The sequence below is a fragment of the Paraburkholderia translucens genome, from assembly GCF_020881035.1.
GTDB classification, from domain to species: Bacteria; Pseudomonadota; Gammaproteobacteria; order Burkholderiales; family Burkholderiaceae; genus Paraburkholderia; species Paraburkholderia translucens.
Map to the genome: position 1 here is coordinate 57,807 of NZ_JAJITC010000009.1, position 15,005 is coordinate 72,811.

The 15,005-nt window shown below is 64.2% G+C and carries 14 protein-coding genes, 3 tRNA genes and 1 pseudogene; 6 read left to right on the plus strand and 12 right to left on the minus strand.

Annotated elements, in window-relative coordinates; translation table 11 throughout:
• Window positions 1-16: 16 nt before the first annotated feature.
• Window positions 17-901 carry a cytochrome c oxidase assembly protein gene (locus LJ655_RS17840; protein ID WP_230562569.1) on the plus strand — a complete coding sequence of 295 codons (885 nt, stop codon included), beginning with the start codon at window positions 17-19 and terminating at the stop codon, window positions 899-901.
• A gap of 11 nt (window positions 902-912) precedes the next feature.
• Here LJ655_RS17840 and LJ655_RS17845 read toward each other — a convergent pair whose 3' ends face one another.
• Both LJ655_RS17845 and LJ655_RS17850 read right to left on the minus strand, forming a co-directional pair.
• Window positions 913-1,413 carry a GNAT family N-acetyltransferase gene (locus LJ655_RS17845; protein WP_230562570.1) on the minus strand — a complete coding sequence of 167 codons (501 nt, stop codon included), beginning with the start codon at window positions 1,411-1,413 and terminating at the stop codon, window positions 913-915.
• A 227-nt stretch (window positions 1,414-1,640) separates the two neighbouring features.
• Entirely contained in the window at window positions 1,641-2,390 is a 750-nt protein-coding gene (locus LJ655_RS17850) for a TraB/GumN family protein (protein WP_230562571.1), read from the minus strand.
• Window positions 2,391-2,586: 196 nt separating this feature from the next.
• Here LJ655_RS17850 and LJ655_RS17855 point away from each other — a divergent pair, with 196 nt between their 5' ends.
• Window positions 2,587-2,787, plus strand: coding sequence for a hypothetical protein (locus tag LJ655_RS17855; RefSeq protein WP_230562572.1), 201 nt, complete (start codon window positions 2,587-2,589; stop codon window positions 2,785-2,787).
• A gap of 78 nt (window positions 2,788-2,865) precedes the next feature.
• Here LJ655_RS17855 and LJ655_RS17860 read toward each other — a convergent pair.
• From LJ655_RS17860 to uvrC, 5 genes are all read right to left on the minus strand, one after another.
• Window positions 2,866-2,939 (minus strand) — tRNA-Cys (locus LJ655_RS17860).
• Between the two features lie 129 nt (window positions 2,940-3,068).
• Window positions 3,069-3,144: transfer RNA gene (locus LJ655_RS17865), tRNA-Gly, on the minus strand.
• A 63-nt stretch (window positions 3,145-3,207) separates the two neighbouring features.
• A tRNA-Gly gene (locus LJ655_RS17870) sits at window positions 3,208-3,283 on the minus strand.
• Between the two features lie 203 nt (window positions 3,284-3,486).
• Window positions 3,487-4,080, minus strand: a complete 594-nt coding sequence (pgsA, locus tag LJ655_RS17875) for a CDP-diacylglycerol--glycerol-3-phosphate 3-phosphatidyltransferase (RefSeq protein WP_230562573.1) — start codon at window positions 4,078-4,080, stop codon at window positions 3,487-3,489.
• A 158-nt stretch (window positions 4,081-4,238) separates the two neighbouring features.
• Complete coding sequence (gene uvrC, locus LJ655_RS17880; protein ID WP_230562574.1) at window positions 4,239-6,437, minus strand: excinuclease ABC subunit UvrC; 2,199 nt, start codon at window positions 6,435-6,437, stop codon at window positions 4,239-4,241.
• Window positions 6,438-6,662: 225 nt separating this feature from the next.
• On the opposite strand from uvrC, the gene earP reads away from it, so the two are divergent.
• The 4 genes and pseudogenes from earP (at window position 6,663) to LJ655_RS17895 (ending at window position 10,701) form a co-directional block, all read left to right on the plus strand.
• Window positions 6,663-7,856, plus strand: a complete 1,194-nt coding sequence (gene earP, locus LJ655_RS17885; protein ID WP_230562575.1) for an elongation factor P maturation arginine rhamnosyltransferase EarP — start codon at window positions 6,663-6,665, stop codon at window positions 7,854-7,856.
• Between the two features lie 392 nt (window positions 7,857-8,248).
• A complete protein-coding gene (efp, locus tag LJ655_RS17890) occupies window positions 8,249-8,806 on the plus strand; it encodes an elongation factor P (RefSeq protein ID WP_008919334.1) in 558 nt (185 codons plus the stop codon).
• 242 nt (window positions 8,807-9,048) lie between these two features.
• Window positions 9,049-9,132, plus strand: a pseudogene (locus LJ655_RS30375) (CsbD family protein); the annotation flags it as partial.
• 186 nt (window positions 9,133-9,318) lie between these two features.
• Complete coding sequence (locus LJ655_RS17895; protein ID WP_230562576.1) at window positions 9,319-10,701, plus strand: sigma-54-dependent transcriptional regulator; 1,383 nt, start codon at window positions 9,319-9,321, stop codon at window positions 10,699-10,701.
• Between the two features lie 111 nt (window positions 10,702-10,812).
• Here LJ655_RS17895 and nagZ read toward each other — a convergent pair whose 3' ends face one another.
• From nagZ to era, 5 genes are all read right to left on the minus strand, one after another.
• On the minus strand, window positions 10,813-11,841 hold the full coding sequence (gene nagZ / locus LJ655_RS17900; RefSeq protein WP_230562577.1) for a beta-N-acetylhexosaminidase: 1,029 nt from the start codon (window positions 11,839-11,841) through the stop codon (window positions 10,813-10,815).
• Between the two features lie 66 nt (window positions 11,842-11,907).
• Entirely contained in the window at window positions 11,908-12,375 is a 468-nt protein-coding gene (acpS, locus tag LJ655_RS17905) for a holo-ACP synthase (protein ID WP_230562578.1), read from the minus strand.
• A gap of 24 nt (window positions 12,376-12,399) precedes the next feature.
• The gene (gene pdxJ / locus LJ655_RS17910) at window positions 12,400-13,164 is read right to left on the minus strand and encodes a pyridoxine 5'-phosphate synthase (protein WP_230562579.1); all 765 of its coding nucleotides are present in this window, start codon (window positions 13,162-13,164) and stop codon (window positions 12,400-12,402) included.
• Window positions 13,161-14,069, minus strand: a complete 909-nt coding sequence (gene recO / locus LJ655_RS17915; RefSeq protein ID WP_230562580.1) for a DNA repair protein RecO — start codon at window positions 14,067-14,069, stop codon at window positions 13,161-13,163. The genes pdxJ and recO overlap by 4 nt, the downstream gene beginning before the upstream one ends.
• Complete coding sequence (gene era, locus LJ655_RS17920; protein WP_230562581.1) at window positions 14,056-14,955, minus strand: GTPase Era; 900 nt, start codon at window positions 14,953-14,955, stop codon at window positions 14,056-14,058. The genes recO and era overlap by 14 nt, the downstream gene beginning before the upstream one ends.
• Window positions 14,956-15,005 lie beyond the last annotated feature (50 nt).

A 15,005-nucleotide genomic window follows, 5' to 3' on the forward strand; every position in this document is an offset into this window, starting at 1 on the left:
CGCAAACGCCGTCGCCATGAACCTGCTCTACTGGCTCGATCCCTGGGAGTTTTCGCCGACCGTCGTGATCGCATTGCTGATCCCGGCGATCCTGTTCGTGCGCGGCGCGCGCAAGGCGCGGCTGTCGTTCGCGCGGCGTCTGTCGTTCTGGTTCGGGCTGGCCGCGCTGTATGTCGTGCTGCATACGCGGCTCGATTATTTCTTCGAGCATGAGTTCTTCATGCATCGTTTGCAGCATCTGGTGCTGCATCATCTCGGGCCGTTCTTCATCGCGCTGTCATATCCGGGCGCGGCGTTGCGCGCGGGGATTCCGGTGCGCTGGCGACAGCGCTTCGTGCGGCCCGCGCTGCAAACACCGCTCGTGCGCAAGGTGCTCGACGTCGTCATGCACCCGGTCGTCGCGGTCACGCTGTTCGTCGGGCTGATTTATTTCTGGTTGCTGTCGCCGATCCATTTCGTCGCGATGCTCGACTGGCGGCTCTATCGCGTCATGAACTGGAGCATGGCGATCGACGGCCTGCTGTTCTGGTGGCTCGTGCTCGACCCGCGTCCGGCGCCGCCCGCGCGTCTGGCGCCGGGCAAGCGCGTGCTCGTCGTGATCGCGGCGATTCCACCGCAGATCATCCTCGGCGCGTTCATCTTCTTCACGCCGCACGAGCTATATCCGATCTATTCGATCTGTGGCCGCGCGTTCACGTGGCTGAGCCCGATGCGCGATCAGCAGATCGGCGGGCTCCTGCTATGGATTCCGGGTTCGATGATGAGCGTGATCGGCGCGCTGGTCGCGCTGCGCCACTGGATGCGACTGTCGTCACGCGGACGCCTGCGCACCGAGCGGCGCGCGAAAGCGACGCGCGGGCTCACCCATGCGGCCTCGACGGCGGCGAACGGCCAGCGCTGACACGTTCGCGTTCAGGCCGAGCGCATCCACACATGGGGGATGCCGTCTTCCTCGTGAATCTCCGAGACCGGTTTGAAGCCGAACGCGCCGTAAAAGCCTTGCAGATGCGCCTGCGCGTGCAGGCGAATCGGCGTACCGGGCCACTGGGCGCGGATATGCGCGAGCGAGCGTTCGAGCATGGCCTTGCCAAGACCGATGCCGCGAAACGGCGCGGTCGTCAACACCCGGCCGATGCGCACGTCGGCATCCGCCGCATCGGGCAGCAGCACGCGCAGATAGCCGGCCAGCGGCGGCTGCGCGGCATCGTGGCCCGGGCCATACGCGAGCAGATGCCAGGCTTCGGCGTCGAGCCCATCGATATCGCCATACACGCAGTTCTGTTCGACCACGAACACCGTGTTGCGTGCGGCCAGCATCTCGTAGACCTCGACGCGCGTCAGATCCACGAACGGCTTCCAGCGCCATTCGAGTTGGGCAAGCCGTGCGGCGGCGGTGGGCTGCAAATCAGTCATCGGTAGCTTTCAGAGTCAAGGCGCGGCAGCGCGGGCAACGATCCGCAATTATGCCGCGCGTGGGCGCGCAACGGCAGGTCGCGCGACGTCTCGCGCGTGTAGAGGCCGATGCGTGACTTGAACCGTTGCCGGTTCGCACCGGTGTGCCGGGGCATGGTATTGGCGGAAGCGGCCAGCCGCTCATCCGGGCAGCCGGCTGTGCTCAGTCGGGAAATCCGCAGACGTGCTCAGAACACCGCCTCGACGGGTCGTGCGAGACAGTCGGACAGATTGCCGGGGCCGCACAGATGCAGCGCCCCGACGACCACGAGGGTGCGCTCGCGCGTGTCCAGCAATCCCTTCAGCCGCGCGGCCCATGCGCGATTGCGCCCGTCGAGTATCGCGTGACGGATGCCGGGCAGATTGAACATCGGCGATTCGGCAGCGATCTGCCGTATCGCGTGCAGATCGCCTTCCAGCCACGCCGCATGCATCCGTTCGAGCGTGCGCTGCGGCTCGCCGCGGTCGGCCATCAGCATGTCGAGCGCGGCGGCGATCGCTTCGAGCGGAATGGATTCGAGCGCGACTGCCACGTCCTGTGCGGACTCGAGATAGCGATACGGCTTCGCCTGCGCGATCGCCGAGCGCAGCATGCGCGGCTCGACACCCTCGACGACCTGCTGCAGCAGAGTCGGCGCGACGATCAGCGCGGCCCACGGACGCAGTGTTTCAAGCGGCGCGAGCAGGCCATCGGTCGGCCAGAGCGTCTGCAGCTGCGTCCAGGCTTCGTCGCGCATGAGAGGCCGAAGCCGTGCGGCGTCGGGGTGCGCCTCGGCTTTGAGAAACGGCAGGATCGCTGCTGCGTCGGACTCGAATACGAACGCGTCGGCCCAGTCATAGGCCTCGGCGATCCATGGCGGTGTTCGACGGCTCGTCGCGGGAAACAGATGCATCGAGCCGAGCAGGCGGACGCGAGTGCCGGTGAGCTGGAAATACATGCGGCTTCAATGAATACGTGCGGTGACGATGCTGCGATTCTATCGCCCGATCTCGATGAGACGTAAAGCGGGACGCACGGCTCGCGAGAGAGTCAAAACCACATGCGATAAATAGCGATGCAGCAATATTGCGGCCCGCACGACCTGCCAGCTCTCCGATGGCCACATCGTCACGTTGCAGGGCGCTCGCGCATGGGTGGCCACTAGCGTGCTCGGGCATAGCACGACCGACTATCGCGTGTACTACCAGTACAACGGCGGCATCTATGCGGGTTACATGATCAGGAGCGGCACGACCATACAGATCGCGCCGCTCGCCGACGGTACGCCGCAAGAGAACTACTACTTTCTGAACCACGCTGCCGTGCAGTCGCTCAAGTCCGCAATCAACGTCTGATTCGGCAAAGGACGGAGAAAATGGAACAGAAAAAGCAAAAGCCCCGACACGTCGGGGCTTTTGCTTTACATCGAAAACTGGAGGCGCGAGCCGGAGTCGAACCGGCCTAAACGGCTTTGCAGGCCGCTGCATAACCGCTTTGCTATCGCGCCGCAAACGGACTGGAACCTGGACATGGGTTCTCAGATTTATCTGGTGATCACCAGAAGAACCGAAGCTCTGAAAAGTTCAGAACGAGCGGCCCTCCAAACAAAAAGGGAAGCGTTGCTTCCCCTGATGTATGGAGCGGGAGACGAGGCTCGAACTCGCGACCTCAACCTTGGCAAGGTTGCGCTCTACCAACTGAGCTACTCCCGCATTGAACTGCTTCACACCGCGCTGTGTTTTTTCCTTCGCCAAACAACGCGATGCTTCGAAAACTGGAGCGGGAAACGAGGCTCGAACTCGCGACCTCAACCTTGGCAAGGTTGCGCTCTACCAACTGAGCTATTCCCGCGTTGTACTGCATTTACTGCTACCGCCTTACCTACTGCGTTTCCGGTGTTTCGCGTTGCGTGCATCGGAGAAACGAGATTATGGAGAAACGACTGAAACGTGTCAACCCCCTTTTACCCATCTCACTTCAAGAAAATATTTCGCTCGTAGTGACGCGGGGCTCGAACACGCTTTTGCGCCCGCACAGAGGCCTTTCTTTCCCCCTCACGCGATACCACCGCGCTCGCGAATTTGCGGCCACGCGAGCTTCATGTAGTACAGCATCGACCAGATTGTCAGAAACGCGGCGAGATAGATCAGCCATAGACCCCACACGCGTGTGTCGACCGTCACGCCGGCGCCGAGCGGCAGCGGGCCATAGAACAGCAGCATCGGAATCGCGACCATCTGGCAAGCAGTCTTGAACTTGCCAAGCGAGTTCACCGCGACGCTCTTCGACGCGCCGATTTGCGCCATCCATTCGCGCAGCGCCGAGATCGCGATTTCACGTCCGACGATCACGAGCGCGATCGCAGCATCGAGCCGCGTGAGTTGAACGAGCACGAGCAGCGCCGCGGTCACCATCAGCTTGTCGGCGACCGGATCGAGAAACGCGCCGAATGCGGAGGTCTGATTCCATTTACGGGCCAGAAAGCCGTCGAACCAGTCGGTAAGCGCCGCCAGGATGAAGATCGTCGCGGCCGCCAGATTGCGGTGCGTGGGGCTCATCATCATGTCGGGCAAATAAAACACACCGACGACGAGCGGAATCAGCACGATCCGCAGCCAGGTCAGGAATATCGGAAAATTAAACGGCATGGGGCAGGCGCAGCGTCTGACGAGTGAGTTGCAATTGTGCCGCGTCGCAAGGGCTGCCACAAGCAAGCGGGCTCGGGCATGACACTACCAGCGCGATCCACGCGCCACGCGCGGCGCGTGGATCGCGCTTGGTGTCGCTCAGCGACTCGACGGCAAATTCAATGCAATTGCCGGTAGATCTGCTCGGCGAGCGCCTGCGAGATACCTTCGACGCTCGCAAGATCCTCCACGCTCGCGGCCACCACGCCACGCAAGCCGCCAAAGCGCGCGAGCAGGCGCTGGCGCCGCTTCGCCCCAACGCCTTCGAGTTCTTCGAGCCGCGAAGTCTGGCGCGTCTTGCCGCGTTTGGCGCGCATGCCGGTGATCGCGAAGCGATGCGCTTCATCGCGGATCTGCGCGACCAGCATCAGCGCGGCGCTTTCCTTGCCGAGTTCGAGCGGCGCACGGCCGTCCGCGAAAATCAGCGTCTCGAGACCGACCTTGCGCCCCTCGCCCTTCGCGACCCCGACCAGCATGCCGGTATCGAGCCCCAGCTCCGTGAATACCTGCCGCGCGATTTCCACCTGCCCCTTGCCGCCGTCGATCAGTACGATGGTCGGCAGCACGCCGCCGGCCGCGGCCGGCTCGGCGACATCGGCGGCGAGCGACGGATCGGCGGCCGCGTCGCTTTGCGACTCGGCGGCTCCGTCGCTGGCATTCGCGGCTGCCTGCGCGACCATCTTCTCGTAGCGGCGCGTCAGCACCTGGCGCATCGCCGCGTAGTCGTCGCCGGGCGTGATACCCGTGATGTTGTAGCGGCGATACTCGGACGACTGCATCTTGTGATGATGAAAGACGACGCACGACGCCTGGGTCGCCTCGCCCATCGTGTGACTGATGTCGAAGCATTCGATGCGCAGATGCGCGAGGTCGTCGCACTCCATGCCGAGCGTGTCGGTCAGCGCGCGCGTGCGCGCCTGCTGCGAGCCCTGCTCCGACAACAACCGCGCGAGCGCGAGCCGCGCGTTCTGCTCGGCCATGGCAAGCCACGCGCGTCGCTGCCCTTGCGGCTGACGCAGCACGGTGACTTTGTGGCCCGCCTGCTCGATCAGCACGTCGACAAGCTCGCGCCCCGGCGCATGGCTAACCACCAGCACCGGCGGCACGCGATTGCCGAGGTAATGCTGCGCGATGAACGCCTCGAGCACTTCCGCTTCGACACCGCGGGGTGCGCGGTTTGTGCGTTGCGGGGGAGGGGACGTTGAATCGTTGGCTTCGTCTTCGTTCGGATCGTCTGCCGTCGCCTCGATCGCTTCTTCGTCACTACCATCGGCGTCCTCGTCTTCCGATGGCATGTCCCGCGCGATCGCGAGCGCATCGGCCGTGACGCTCGCTGCTTCGGCTCGCGGCGCGACCGCTCGCGCATCCGCCGCTGCGTCGTCTTGCCCGGCTTCGTCTTCGAGCCCGCCCTCCTCCGCGGTCAACGCGCTCTCCACGTGCGTGGGAAAGTACGCCTTGTCGCCGAGGTGCCGCCCGCCGCGCACCATCGCGAGATTCACGCACACGCGGCCGCCTAGCGCGACCACCGCAAGAATGTCGACGTCGCTATCGCTGCCGACTTCGATCGCCTGCTGATGCAGCACCGTCGACAGCGAACTCATCTGGTTGCGCACCGCCGCGGCCTGTTCGAACTTCAGCTCGCTCGCGAATGCATGCATCTTCTGCTCGAGCTCCTTCATCACCTCGCCCTGGCGGCCAAGCAGAAAGCGCGACGCATTGGCGACGTCGCGCGCATAGTCCTCTTCGCTGATGTTCGCGACGCACGGCGCCGTGCAGCGGCCAATCTGATGCAGCAGACACGGCCGCGTGCGGTTGTTGAACACCGAGTCTTCGCAGGTGCGCAGCTGAAACACGCGCTGCAGGATCTGGATGCTCTCGCGCACCGCCCAGGCGCTCGGAAACGGACCAAAGTACTGATTCTTGCGATCGACCGAGCCGCGGTAATAGGCCATGCGTGGAAACTTGTGGCCGGTCAGCTTCAGATACGGATACGACTTGTCGTCGCGAAACAGGATGTTGTAGCGCGGCGCGAGCGCCTTGATCAGGTTGTTTTCGAGCAGCAGCGCTTCGGCCTCGGAGCGCGTGACCGTGGTCTCGATGCGCGCAATGCGCGTAACCATCATCGCGATGCGCGGCGACAGCTGCGTCTTCGTGAAGTAGCTCGATACGCGCTTCTTCAGGTCGCGCGCCTTGCCCACGTAGAGCACTATGCCACCCGTGTCGTAATAGCGGTAGACGCCGGGCAGATGCGGCAATTGGGCGAGCACTTTTTTCGGCTCGAAAGCATCGGGCGTGTCGGTTGCTTCGGGTTCGGTCATGCGGGGTCGATTGGGTGGGACGGTCTCGCGCTGCCTCGCCGCTTGCGCCGTCCGGCGACCGAAATCGGGCGCCGGAGGTGGTGTCGCACGTCGCGTCGTGCCGCCCGCGTGTCGGGCAAAGGGCGCGCGATCGCAAGCGAGGCTTTAGAATCGCCAGTTTAGAACATTCCGCGTTCGTTCGAACCCGCTCCGCGCCGGCGGAGTCACCGAGCCAGCCGATCTGCCATGTCCTGCGTTGCGCCCCTTTCCGGACCACCCGCTGTCTCTGCCAACCCGATCGCCTGCGATATCTTTTGCGCGGTCATCGACAACTTCGGCGACATCGGCGTGTGCTGGCGCCTCGCGCGCCAACTCGCACGCGAGCATGGCTGGCAGGTGCGCGTATTCGTCGACGATCTGCATGCGTTCCAGAAGCTGTGCCCGTCGCTCGCGCTGGAGCGGGCGCGGCAGACGCTCGACGGCATCATCATCGAGCACTGGCACGAACCGTCCCACGCGGGCGATACGCTCGAAGTCGCCGACGTCGTGATCGAGGCGTTCGCCTGCGAACTGCCACCCGTCTATATCGCGGCGATGGCCGAACGCACGCGCACGCCGCTGTGGCTCAACCTCGAATATCTGAGCGCCGAGGACTGGGTCGCCGACTTTCATCTGCGCCCGTCGCCGCACCCGCGCCACGCGCTCAGCAAGACCTTTTTTTTCCCCGGACTCGGCCCCGGCACCGGTGGCGTGTTGAAGGAGCGGGATCTGGATGCGGCGCGCGCCGCGTTCGAGGGCTCGCCGGCCACCCGCGCCGACTGGTGGCGCAACGCCACGGGCCACGCGCCGCCGCCAGCCGACGCGACCGTGGTGTCGCTGTTTGCGTACGAAAATCCGGCGGTCGACAGCCTGCTCGAGCAATGGCGCGACAGTGTGAGCCCGATCGTGCTGTTGGTGCCCGAGGGACGCATTTCCGGCGCGCTCGCGCGGTTTTTCGGGCTGCCGTCGTTTACCGCGGGCACCCATGCGACGCGCGGCAACCTCAGTGCCCATTCGCTTGCGTTCACCGAACAGCCCGGCTACGACGCGCTGCTATGGGTGAGCGACGTCAATTTCGTGCGCGGCGAGGATTCGTTCGTGCGTGCGCAGTGGGCCGCGAAGCCGTTCGTCTGGCACATCTATCCGCAGGCCGACGACGCCCATCTTCCCAAGCTCGACGCCGCGCTCGCACACTACACGCGCACGTTGCCCGCGCAAGCGCGCACCGCACTCGAACATTTCTGGCACGCGTGGAACGGCGCGGGAGAGCCGGACTGGGCAGAATTCCAGCGCCACGGTCCTGCGCTGAAGCGTCGCGCCGCCGCGTGGGCAGTCGAACTCGCGCAAGTTGGCGATCTCGCCGGAAATCTGACCTCGTTCGCAAAAACTCAGTTAAAATAAGCGGTTATCCAACGGCCGACGACGCAAGCGCGGCCCGAATCGAGCCACACCCCGCGGTCAGCCCGTCTGACCGGTCCCGTGGAAAACACAGCACGCGGCTCCGTCTTCAGGCTGGGCACGCAAATGTCAAAAAAGGGACGTATGTTTGGGCGTGTTGCAGATCGGCGCCACTCGTGTACACGCCCGAAAGGGTAAAACCCAGGTAACGGACAGGTGGAAACGCCGTGGCATCTCGCCGCGGTTCTGCACCGCGAGCCGGGCCCGTTTCACGCACCCGGTCAGTGCCGCCGCTTTGCGCGGCGCACGGCAGGTAGGGGGCGAAACGCCGAAGCCGCTTGCGCCGTATGCCGTTGAGCAACAGTTAAGCTATTTATCTCGTACAGGACAGTTTTATGAAGACCGCACAGGAACTCCGCACCGGCAACGTCGTAATGATCGGCGCAGACGCAATGGTCGTGCAAAAGGCCGAATACAACAAATCCGGCCGCAACTCGGCCGTCGTCAAAATGAAGTTCAAGAACCTGCTGACCGGCGCCGGCATGGAAACCGTGTACAAGGCAGACGACAAGTTCGACGTCGTCGTGCTCGAGCGCAAGGAAGTGACGTATTCGTACTTCGCCGACCCGATGTACGTGTTCATGGACGCCGACTACAACCAGTACGAAGTCGAAGCCGAAATGATGGGCGACGCGATGCACTACCTCGAAGACGGCATGGCTTGCGAAGTCGTGTTCTACAACGAGAAGGCAATCTCGGTCGAACTGCCGACCACGCTGGTTCGTGAAATCATCTACACGGAACCCGCTGTCAAGGGCGACACGTCGTCGGGCAAGGTGCTGAAGAACGCCAAGCTGAACACCGGTTTCGAACTGCAAGTGCCGCTCTTCTGCAACATCGGCGACAAGATCGAAATCGACACGCGTACGCACGAATACCGCAGCCGCGCCTAAGCGCCCGTCTGCGTCACCCTCCAGCGCCGGTACCCTGCCGGCCTGCACAAAAAGCGCTCATTTTTGGGCGCTTTTTCTTTTCTGTCGCGCCGTGTATGGTTTAGGAAAACTTTACCGGCAAGTTTCTCCAAATTGCCATTGCGACGTTCCGATTTCGCCTCAGGCGCGCGGCAAGTCCTTGATCCGTACGGACAAAGTTCTTTGGCACGGTCTCTGCTAAGTGGAGAGTTACGCGAGTACCGCTGATTCAGGAGCGCTTTGGCAAAACCCGCGAACAGGCTGAACTCGAAGTGCGACGGTTTTTCGATAGCAACCGGGATTTCTGACAGGACCCGTGCAGGAACTACAGGCACCGGCCCGCGATTCGAGGCGCAGTGCCGGTCAGCGGTGGTTTCGCGGCCCTCCGAACCATTCGTTTAGCCCTGTCATCGGGCCCGCCAGAACCCGCCGTGCGCCATCTCAGTATTGGCGGCGCACCGGGCATTTAACCCATTCACAAAGTTGCGCTCGCCATGCCACACGCCCTGATTGTTGAAGACGATCCCAACAGCCTCTCCGGTCTGTCGGCGATCCTCGCCGCCGACGGATTTTCCGTCGACACCGCGACTACACTCGCCGAGGCACGCGCAGCGCTGACGCGCTTCATTCCCGACGTCGTGCTCGTCGACCTGAACCTGCCGGACGGTAGCGGCCTCGATCTGTTGCAGCACCTGCCCGCGCATCCGCCGGGCGGTGAGCTTCCGGTGATCGTGATGACCGGCAATGCGACGGTAGAGAGCGCGATCGAGGGCTTACGACACGGCATCTGGGACTATCTGCTGAAGCCGGTCAACATCCCGCGTCTGCGCAGCCTGCTCGCGCGCATTCCGCGGCCGTACGAGCTGACCGAGGAAGTGCAGGCGCTGCGCGCGTCGCTGCGTCAGCTCGGCCGCTTCGGCTCGATGCTCGGCCGCAGCGGCACGATCCAGCACGTCTACGACATGATTGAGCGTCTCGCGCCGACCGAGGCCGCAGTGCTGATCTCGGGCGAAGCCGGCACCGGCAAACAGATCGCCGCGCGCACGCTGCACGACATGAGCCGTCGCCGCAAAGGCCCGTTCGTTACGCTCGACTGCCGCAGCGCGGCTGCCGACGGCCTCAATCGCTCGCTCGACAGCGTGCTGTTCGGCTACGAACGCGGCGCGCCTGGCGGCGCCGAGCAGCGCGAGCCGGGCCTCTTCGAACAGGCGAGTGGCGGCACGCTGTTCATCGACGAGATCACGGAGCTGCCGCGCGCGCAGCAGGAAGCGCTGTTGCGCGCGCTCGATTCGCAGACGTTCATGCGCGTGGGCGGCACCAACCAGATCGTGACCGACTTCCGGCTCATTGCATCGACGCGCAAGCCACCGCGAGCGGCGGTCGCCGACGGCTCGCTGCATCAGGACCTCGCACTGCGCCTCGAAGCCGCCGCGGTCATGTTGCCCCCCCTGCGCGAGCGCGGCGAAGATCCGGTGCTGATTGCTCAAGCGGTCGTCGACGAACTGAATCTTGCAGCACGCGCGCGCGGCACGTCCGAGGTCGCCAAGCAGGCGGGGCCGAACTTCCTGCACGAATGCCTCGCGTACAACTGGCCGGGTAACGTGCGCGAATTGCAGGAGCGCGTGCGGCGCGCGTACCAGGCATCGGGCGACGTGATCGAGTCGTTGCGCGCCGACGAGGCTGGCACGGCGCACGGCCGCGACCTGAATGGCAGCCGCGTGCAGGTGACGGTCGGCACGCCGCTCGCGGACGTCGAGGAAATGCTGATTCGCGCGACGCTCGACGCGGTCGGCGGCACACGGCATCGCGCGGCATCGCTGCTTGGAATCAGCCCAAAGACGCTCTACAACAAGTTACAGCGCATGCGCCTGAACTGAGTGATCGAATGGCGCGTGCCGCGGATGCTTGCTGAGGCTTCGCAGCGGTTCGCACCGCTCGAAGTTCATAAAAAGATGGCGCCGTGAATTGCTTCAGGGCGCCATTTCCGTTTATGCAAACGCACCGCGCATCAACCTCTGTGCTTCGGCATACCGCGGCTCGGCCATCAGCTTGCTCCACGTGAGCGCCTTACCGCGCGGGCGCATGCGCTTCAGACGCTGCCGCGATTCCTTCGACGGCGTGACCCGCAGCGCGTCGAGCACCTTCTCCGCTTCGTCGGGCTGATTGCAGATCAGCACCATATCGCAGCCAGCCTGCAAGGCGGCGGTCGCGGCTTGCGTCAGCGTGCCGCCCTGGCGCGCGGCTTCCATCGACAGATCATCACTGAAGATCGCGCCTTCGAAGGCGAGCTTGCCGCGCAGGATGTCCTGCAGCCAGATGCGCGAGAAGCCGGCCGGCTTCTCGTCGACCTGCGGATAGACGACGTGCGCGGGCAGCACCGCGCCCAGCGACAAACCGAGCCAGTCGTACGGCGCGACGTCGTTGCCGAGGATTTCATCGAGCGGACGTTCGTCGACCGGCATCGCGACGTGCGAGTCCGCCTGCGCGAAGCCGTGCCCCGGAAAATGCTTGCCGCAATTGCTCATGCCGGCGAGCGCGAGGCCGTGGTTCAAGCTCTTTGCAAGCAGCGCGACCACGCGCGGGTCGCGATGGAACGCGCGATCACCGATCACCTGCGAGTGCCCGTAATCGAGGTCGAGCACCGGCGTGAAGCTCATGTCGATGCCGCACGCGCGCAGCTCCGCGGCGAGGATATAGCCGACCGCGGTCGTTACCTTGGTCGCGTGCAGCACGTCGTGGTCCCACAGCGCACCGAGCTTGCCCATCGACGGCAACACCGTGAAGCCGTCAGTGCGAAAACGCTGTACGCGGCCGCCTTCGTGATCGACTGCGATCAGCAGATCCGGTCGGATCGTCCGGATTGCATCGGTCAGCGCGACCAGTTGGGCGCGGCTCTCGTAGTGGCGCGCGAACAGGATCACGCCACCGGTCATCGGGTGAGCGAGGCGCCTTTTATCATCGCGGTTCAGCGTTTTGCCGACCACGTCGAGCATCACTGGTCCGGGTGTGGTTTTCATCGAATTCCGCTGGAAAAGAGCCTGAGGCAAAGACAAACGGACCGGCAACGGTCGCGTTCAACGTATTTATTCGGTAGCGGATTGCGCGGACGAAGCCCAGGACTCCGATGTGGCAAATGAGGCCTGCGCCCCGCCCGGCCGCTGGGTCTCGGCGATCACGAACGACACCGCGTAATCGCGCTCGTCGCTGATCGTCACGCGCGCCGTGATGCCGCGCGCGTCGAGCCAGTCGGCCAACTCGCCGGAGGCCACCACCATCGGCTCCCCGCTTGGCCGGTTCAGCGTCTGCAGCGCGCGCCAGGTCATCGGCCAATGCATGCCAAGGCCGATCGCCTTCGAGAATGCTTCTTTCGCAGAGAAACGCGTCGCGAGAAACGCCAGCCCGCGTGCCGCCGAGCGCGCGTGGCGCGCGTGGTAGACGCGCAGTTCATCGGGACCGAGCACCTTCTCGGCGAAGCGGCCATTGGTGCGAGCCATCACCGCAGCCACGCGGCTCACCTGAACGATGTCGGTGCCGATACCGTAGATTTCCATGCGCGCGTCCGTCGCCAGATTGCGTCAGGCGCGCGCGCCGAGACGCGCGGCGACCATGATCGCCTTCATCTCGCGCACCGCGTTGTCCCAGCCCGCGAAGATCGCGTGCGCGACGATCGCATGGCCGATATTGAGTTCGACGATGCCGTCGATCGCTGCGATCTGCTGCACGTTCGTATAGTGCAGGCCGTGGCCCGCGTTCACTTTGAGGCCGAGCGTCGCACCGAATTCGACCGCGCGCACGATGCGCTCGTATTCGCGCTGCTGTTGCGCCGAATCGTGCGCCTCCGCGTAACGGCCGGTGTGCAGCTCGATCACCGGCGCGCCCGCTTCATGGGCGGCGCGAATCTGCGTTTCTTCGGGGTCGATGAAGAGCGACACACGCGAGTTCGCGTCCGCCAGTTGCTTGCACGCGGCGCGCACCGAGTCGAACTGTCCCGCGACGTCGAGACCGCCCTCGGTCGTAAGCTCCTCGCGCTTTTCCGGCACCAGACAAACGTCGTGCGGCTGCACTTCGCACGCGATGTCGAGCATTTCCGGCGTGACCGCGCATTCGAGGTTCATGCGCGTTTTCAGCAGCGGACGCAGCTTGCGAACGTCGGCGTCGACGATGTGCCGGCGATCTTCACGCAGGTGCAGTGTGATCGCATCGGCGCCGGCTTCTTCGGCCATCAGCGCGGCGCGGATCGGATCGGGATAGGACGTGCCGCGCGCATTGCGCAGCGTCGCGACGTGGTCGATGTTGACGCCGAGGTCGATCACGGTTGGCGAAGTCAGGAAGAAGCTCATAAGTTCTGCAGGTCGATCAGGATCTGACGGGTCGCGAGCGGCGCGCCGCCGAGATAGGTGTTGAGCAGAAAGCGCATCAGGGTTTTGCTTTGCGCGACGGTCTGCGCTCGATGGTAATCGTCCTGTTCCATATCGAGCAAGGTTTGTCCCGATACCACCGGCCACTGGGCGGGCCATTCGTCCGACGCCTCCCTGACGCCGCGCTCGGGATCGAATACGTACCGGCCCTCGGCGAGCACCGCTTTGCGCGCGACCGTGCGATCGAGCGCCATCGCGTAACCGGTTTCCCGCAACAGCACGCGTTCGAACGAACGCAGCACTTGCACAGGCGGCTCGTCGTGCGCGAGCCGCGTCAGCGTGACGACGTAGTGATGGAACAGCTGCGGATGGGGATCTTCGCGCGCGCAGAAGCGCACCAGCAGTTCGTTGACGTAGAAGCCGCACAGCAGCGCGTCGCCGGTCAGCGGCAGCATGCCGCCGACCCATTCGGCGCCGGTCAGCGTGCGCATTTCGGATTTGCCCGACCACGCGAGCGATAACGGCTGGAAGGTTTGCAGCACACCGCGCAACGCGGAGTGCGGGCGCTTCGCACCCTTCGCGACGAGTGCGAGACGGCCGTGATCGCGCGACAGGACGTCAATGATCAGACTGGTTTCGCGATACGGGTAGCTATGCAACACGAACGCGGGCTGCTCGGCGATCCGGTATTCGGATGCGGGGGTACGCGGTGTGCGCCGCGCTGGCGTTCTACCCGGCTCGCTGTCCTTGGCGGGCGAGCTGTTTGCGCTTTTTCTTGCCGAAGCCGAGGATTTCCTCGCGCTACGGGCGGGCCGTGACGGTTCGTGCTCCGCATCGTCCGGAGCCGCGTCTGAATTCAGCGTCATCCACGCGTCATTCGTACCCATAAGCACGAAGCCCGGCTTCGTTGTCGGCCCAGCCGCTCTTCACCTTGACGAAGGTCTCGAGATACACGGGCCCATCGAACAGCTTGGCCATGTCGAGACGCGCCTCGGTGCTGATCTGCTTCAGCTTCGCGCCCTTCTGGCCGATGATCATCGCCTTGTGCGTGTCGCGATCGACGAGGATCGTCGCGAAGATACGGCGCAGCCGCCCTTCGGTTTCGAACTTGTCGATCAGCACGGTGCTCGTGTAGGGCAGTTCGTCGCCGGTCCAGCGGAAGACTTTTTCGCGCAGGATTTCGGCGGCAAGGAAGCGCTCGCTGCGATCGGTCAGGTCGTCCTCGCCGTAAATCGGCTCGCCTTCCGGCAGAAACGGCTTGACGGTCGTCATCAGCCGCTTGATGTCGTCGGGATTTTTGGCCGACAGCGGCACGATCTCGTTGAACTCGCGCAGCGTGCTGACCTGCTGCATGAAGGGAAACAGCGAGTCTTTGTCCGACACGCGATCGAGCTTGTTCGCGATCAGCAACGTCGGCACCTTGGACGGGATCAGGTCGAGCACCTTCTGGTCGTCGGGGCCGAAGCGGCCCGCTTCGATCACGAACAGAATCGCGTCGACCGAGGTCAGCGTCGACGTCACCGCGCGATTCAGCGAGCGGTTCAGCGCGCCGCTATGTTTGGTCTGGAATCCCGGCGTGTCGACGAAGATGTACTGCGCGTCTTCGAGCGTGTTGATACCGGTGATGCGATGGCGGGTGGTCTGCGCCTTGCGCGACGTGATGCTGACTTTCTGGCCGACCAGCGCGTTCATCAGCGTGGACTTGCCGACGTTCGGACGGCCGACGATCGCGACCATGCCGCAGCGAAAACCAGTGGGAGTGGGAGCGTTCATATTCGGACTACGGCAGGTTCGGTTTGGCGCACGCGAGGCGCGCGCCGATG

Excerpts from the sequence above, each read along its gene's own strand:
- LJ655_RS17840 (WP_230562569.1), top strand. The coding sequence starts at position 17 with ATGAACCTGCTCTACTGGCTCGATCCCTGGGAGTTTTCGCCGACCGTC.
- LJ655_RS17845 (WP_230562570.1), bottom strand. The coding sequence starts at position 1,413 with ATGACTGATTTGCAGCCCACCGCCGCCGCACGGCTTGCCCAACTCGAA.
- LJ655_RS17850 (WP_230562571.1), bottom strand. The coding sequence starts at position 2,390 with ATGTATTTCCAGCTCACCGGCACTCGCGTCCGCCTGCTCGGCTCGATG.
- pgsA (WP_230562573.1), bottom strand. The coding sequence starts at position 4,080 with ATGCCGTTTAATTTTCCGATATTCCTGACCTGGCTGCGGATCGTGCTG.
- uvrC (WP_230562574.1), bottom strand. The coding sequence starts at position 6,437 with ATGACCGAACCCGAAGCAACCGACACGCCCGATGCTTTCGAGCCGAAA.
- earP (WP_230562575.1), top strand. The coding sequence starts at position 6,663 with ATGTCCTGCGTTGCGCCCCTTTCCGGACCACCCGCTGTCTCTGCCAAC.
- efp (WP_008919334.1), top strand. The coding sequence starts at position 8,249 with ATGAAGACCGCACAGGAACTCCGCACCGGCAACGTCGTAATGATCGGC.
- LJ655_RS17895 (WP_230562576.1), top strand. The coding sequence starts at position 9,319 with ATGCCACACGCCCTGATTGTTGAAGACGATCCCAACAGCCTCTCCGGT.
- nagZ (WP_230562577.1), bottom strand. The coding sequence starts at position 11,841 with ATGAAAACCACACCCGGACCAGTGATGCTCGACGTGGTCGGCAAAACG.
- acpS (WP_230562578.1), bottom strand. The coding sequence starts at position 12,375 with ATGGAAATCTACGGTATCGGCACCGACATCGTTCAGGTGAGCCGCGTG.
- pdxJ (WP_230562579.1), bottom strand. The coding sequence starts at position 13,164 with ATGAGCTTCTTCCTGACTTCGCCAACCGTGATCGACCTCGGCGTCAAC.
- recO (WP_230562580.1), bottom strand. The coding sequence starts at position 14,069 with ATGGGTACGAATGACGCGTGGATGACGCTGAATTCAGACGCGGCTCCG.
- era (WP_230562581.1), bottom strand. The coding sequence starts at position 14,955 with ATGAACGCTCCCACTCCCACTGGTTTTCGCTGCGGCATGGTCGCGATC.